Origin of the sequence: Collinsella sp. LCP21S3_D3, from assembly GCF_052118305.1 — a bacterium.
Taxonomy (GTDB): Bacteria; Actinomycetota; Coriobacteriia; order Coriobacteriales; family Coriobacteriaceae; genus Collinsella.
In genome coordinates this window covers 1-4,380 of record NZ_JBQKHK010000032.1, presented here as the reverse complement: position 1 = coordinate 4,380, position 4,380 = coordinate 1, and the positions used below count along the sequence as shown (strand labels likewise).

The 4,380-nt window shown below is 58.8% G+C and carries 5 protein-coding genes and 1 pseudogene; all 6 read left to right on the top strand.

Annotated features, from left to right (window positions below):
* A pseudogene (locus ACTQ1S_RS09045) lies at nt 1-183 on the top strand (SIS domain-containing protein); the annotation flags it as partial.
* 21 nt (nt 184-204) lie between these two features.
* Nucleotides 205-624 carry a PTS sugar transporter subunit IIA gene (locus tag ACTQ1S_RS09040; RefSeq protein ID WP_154515120.1) on the top strand — a complete coding sequence of 140 codons (420 nt, stop codon included), beginning with the start codon at nt 205-207 and terminating at the stop codon, nt 622-624.
* 57 nt (nt 625-681) lie between these two features.
* The gene (locus tag ACTQ1S_RS09035) at nt 682-1,164 is read left to right on the top strand and encodes a PTS sugar transporter subunit IIB (RefSeq protein ID WP_441049353.1); all 483 of its coding nucleotides are present in this window, start codon (nt 682-684) and stop codon (nt 1,162-1,164) included.
* A 293-nt stretch (nt 1,165-1,457) separates the two neighbouring features.
* Nucleotides 1,458-2,231, top strand: coding sequence for a PTS mannose/fructose/sorbose/N-acetylgalactosamine transporter subunit IIC (locus ACTQ1S_RS09030; protein WP_006235882.1), 774 nt, complete (start codon nt 1,458-1,460; stop codon nt 2,229-2,231).
* Nucleotides 2,212-3,045 (top strand): PTS system mannose/fructose/sorbose family transporter subunit IID, encoded by an 834-nt coding sequence (locus tag ACTQ1S_RS09025; protein ID WP_441547540.1) that lies wholly within the window; start codon nt 2,212-2,214, stop codon nt 3,043-3,045. The genes ACTQ1S_RS09030 and ACTQ1S_RS09025 overlap by 20 nt, the downstream gene beginning before the upstream one ends.
* A 111-nt stretch (nt 3,046-3,156) precedes the next feature.
* The gene (locus ACTQ1S_RS09020) at nt 3,157-4,002 is read left to right on the top strand and encodes a sugar phosphate isomerase/epimerase family protein (RefSeq protein WP_441049359.1); all 846 of its coding nucleotides are present in this window, start codon (nt 3,157-3,159) and stop codon (nt 4,000-4,002) included.
* The last annotated feature ends 378 nt before the right edge of the window (nt 4,003-4,380 follow it).

Here is a 4,380-nt window from a genome sequence, read left to right as displayed (position 1 = left end):
GAGGACTACGTCATCATCGACACCGCCGAGTACGCGATCCCGGGCCTGGACGACGACTTCCGCGTCATCGTGTCGCCGTGGATCCTGTCCGTGCTGACCACCGACCGCCTCGCGCGCAACTACGAGCTGGTCACCAAGCACAACCTCAAGTACCGCCGCTACTACCACCAGTTCGACTACTAATTCTATTTGGGGGAAACCGCAATGAGGCAATACATCTTTGCCAGCCACGCGCATTTTGCGACCGGCATCAAGGAGAGCACCGAGCTACTCTCGGGCGCGCGCGATAACGTCCACGATCTGTCGATGTTTGTCGACGGCCGCACCGACGTCGCCGAGGAGGCCGCCAAGCTCCTGGCGACTATCGATCCCGCCGACGATGTGATCGTGTGCACCGACCTGTTTGGCGGCAGCGTCAACAACGAGTTCACCAAGATCGTCCAGACGCGCCCCAACACCTACCTGATTGCCAACATGAATCTGCCGCTGCTGATCCAGCTGCTCTTCTCGGACCAGGAGGCTCCCGCCGACCAGGTTATCCGCGAGATCCTCGCGGCTGACGACACGCGCGTCAAGTTTGTCAACGACCTGCTGACCGATGCGGATGACGAGGAAGAGTTCTAGTCACCGCCTGCTAATAATGGGGCCGGGTTTCCGGCATGAGACCTTTGGGGGTCAATCATGATTCAATTGGTTCGCGTCGACCATCGTCTGCTTCATGGCCAGGTGGCCGTCTCTTGGGTCCAGGGCCTGGGCGCCGACTGCATCTTCTGCGTTGGCGACAAGGTTGCCAACGATCCCGTCTGGAAGACCACGCTCAAGATGGGAAAGCCGGCCAACGCCAAGCTCGTCATCAAGGACATGGAGCACGCCATCGAGGCTATCAACTCCGGTGTCACCGATAAGTACAAGATGATCATCTGCGTCGCCAGCATCGCCGAGGCCAAGCAGCTTGTCGAAGGCTGCCCGCAGATTACCTCCATCAACCTGGGCAACACCAAGTCCAAGGATGAGCAGCGTCCCGATGCCCGTAAGATCTCCCGTCAGATCTTTGTGACCGCTGCCGAGGAAGAGGACATTCGCGAGCTCGTCGGCCGCGGAATCGAGGTCGAGATTCGCGCTCTGGCCGACGACCCCAAGGTCGATGCTCTAAGCGCCCTCTAATTGGGAACTACGGGGCGGCGCGTACGGCGCCGCCCTGCCCGTGGGCGTACCGGATAAACGCTTTACCCGTTACCCCATCTACCGTTCACCGGGAGTACCTGCCCGTTGAGCGATTGGTATTAAATAGTTTTCGCATGACTATATAATTGGTATTAAATCATTTGCACCGGTTTAGGTGTTAACAGCACACCGGTACAAGCTGGATCTGTCTGGACGATTGTCGGCATGGGAAAGGGCGCGCTGACAAGTCGGGAATCGCCGCGCGGATCCAAGAGGGATCAAAGGGAGGAACAATGCTTGTTCAAGCGATCCTTATCGGACTTATCGCTGCCTTCGGTAAGCTCGATTATCAGCTCGGTACGCTCTATGCGTTCCGCCCGATCGTTCTGTGCCCGCTCGTCGGCATAGTCCTCGGGGACCTGCAGTCCGGCCTCGCCATCGGTGCGAGCCTCGAGCTGCTCTTCATGGGCTCAATCTCCATCGGCGCTTACGTGCCGCCCGATGAGTGTATTGGCGGTGTGCTCGCCTGCGCCTTCGCTATTCAGCTGGGTCAGAGCACCGAGGCCGCTATCGCGCTCGCGATGCCCATCGCCACTCTGTGCCTGGCCATTAAGAACGTCGTCAACGCCGGTATGCCCCTTCTGGTCGACCGTGCCGACGTCTTTGCCAGCAAGGGTAACCTCAAGGGTATCTACGCTATGCACTGGATTATCGGTCTCGTGATTGTCGTCCTGGCCTTTATCCTGTGCTCGGTCTCCTTCTATCTGGGTGCCGACGCCGTTCAGGGCCTGCTCGACTTCATCCCGACGTTCGTCCTCGATGGCTTTGGCGTCGCAGCCAACATCCTGCCTGCCATGGGCTTCGCCATGCTCGGCCGTCTGGTGCTTACCAAGCAGCTCGTGCCGTTCTACTTCCTGGGCTTCCTGCTGTGCTCCTATGCCAACGTGCCCGTCCTCGGCGTCGCCCTGATCGCAATCATCATCGGCATCGACAAGTACGACCTGCTGGGCCTTGGTGGCGCCCAGTCCCAGCTTTCTGTGGAAGGGGATGAGGACGATGACTTCTAATTCCGAGAACCAGATTACTCGCTCCGACCTCATTAAGAGCGCCGTGAACACCGGCGCCCTGGGCATGGAATTCTCCTGGACCTACTACAAGCAGATGAACATTGCCTTCTGCCTGATGGTCGCCAACATGCTCAAGAAGATCTATGCCGGCCGTCCCGATGATTACGCCGAGGCCTTGCACCGTCACAGCGCATTCTTCAACATCACCCCGCAGCTCGCTCCCTTCGTGGGTGGCATCGCGATGGCCATGGAGGAGAAAGTCGCTCGTGGCGAGGTTGAGCCCGAGAGCGTCAACGACATCAAGGCCGCCCTCATGGGTCCGCTTTCCGGCCTGGGTGACTCCTTCTTCCTGTCCACCCTGCGCGTCGTCGCCGCTGCCGTGGGCATCAGCCTGTGCCAGGCCGGCAACGTCTTTGGCCCCATCGCCTTCCTGCTCGTCTACAACATCCCGGCGTTCCTGATTCGTATCTTTGGCGCTATCAAGGGTTATGAGCTAGGCATTGGCTTCCTCGACGAGGCTCAGAAGACCGGCCTGATGCAAAAGATCATGGCCTGCGTCGGCATTGTCGGCGTCATGGTCGTCGGCGCCATGAGCAAGGACATGTTCTGGGCTTCGTTGCCTGTCGCTATCGGTCAGGGCGACACCGCCCAGACTCTCCAGGACATCCTGGACGGTATCATGCCCGGTATGCTCGGCATGGCCGCCTTCTGGCTCTACTATTGGCTGCTCTCCAAGAAGATCAACCCGATGGTCCTGATCCTCTGCACCATGGTCGTGGGCATCATCGGCGCTTACTTTGGCGTGCTTGCCTAATATGTTCGAATCGCGCTTCCATCGCGTCTAACGGTTGCGTCGATCTTTGGGGGCTTGTCGCATCTGCGGCGGCCCCCTGTTTTTTAAAACTCCGTACGAAAGGGGAGGGCTATGGTCGTACCCGAGCTTTCGCTCATGAACATCAACCATCGTTACTACAGCATCGAGACGTTTTTTAAGGCTGCAGGTGAGGCCGGCTATCGCAATATCGAGCTGTGGACCGGCTCGATGCACCTGTATGTGGATTGCCATGAGCACGAATCGGTGGATAAGATTCGCGATCTTGCCGCCCAGTACGGCATCAAGATCGTGTGCGTGTGCCCCGAGCAGAACAACCCCAAGCCGTGGAACGTCGCGGTGCGCGGCGAGGCGGGCCAAAAACGCATCCTCTCGTACTTTAAGAATGTGATCGACGTAGCCGTTGAATTGGGCGCGCCGCAGATTCTGGTGACGAGTGGTTGGGCCTATCTGGACGAGCCGGCTGAGGACGCCTGGGCCCGTAGCGTTGCCATGCTGCGCTCGGTGTGCGACTACGCCGACACGCGCGGTATTCGCGTCGCGCTCGAGGCGCTGCAGCCGTCGGAGTCCGTGCTGGTCAACACTGCGCAGGATGTGGCGCGCATCCTCGAGGCGGTCGATCGCCCCAACCTGAAGGCTTGTATCGACTTTGGCGCCATGGAAGTTGCCGGCGACACGATAGACGGCTACTTTGAGGTTTTGGGCAACAAGATCGTTCACACCCACTTTGTAGATGTGGGCGGCGGCACGACGCATCTTGCCTGGGGCGACGGCGAGCGTGATATGCGTGCCGACCTCGAGGCACTCATGCGCCACGGCTATACGGGCTATGTCTCGGCCGAGACGTGTGATGGCCGCTACTATCAGGATCCGTCCAAGGCGACGACTCAGGTTATCGAGATGTATCGCCGTGTGACAGCGGAGATGGAGGCCGAATAACTAAACTGCGCGGTTGCGCCGGAAACGCTTGGGCGGGTCTGGCGCAACGCTTTTATAGCTGGCGAGTTGTGGGGAGCCCGTTGGCAGTAGCGCTCGAAATAGACAACTATTGGCGTTGTAATACCACTCGGGTGAGGAAACCGACCGTTTGCCGCAAATCTCCGTGAGTTTAGATTGGTATTAAATAACAAGCAATCGTATGGCTATAATTGGTATCAGTAAGAAGCGCGATGTATAGAATTGCGCACATGTGATGGGAGGACACACATGAAGGAGACCGAGAAGATCGAGATCATGCACTTCGACCAGGAGGGCTACCTCGAGGACGGCAGGAACGTCTACGAGGCCGGCAAGCGGATGACCGCCCTGGCCGACCGC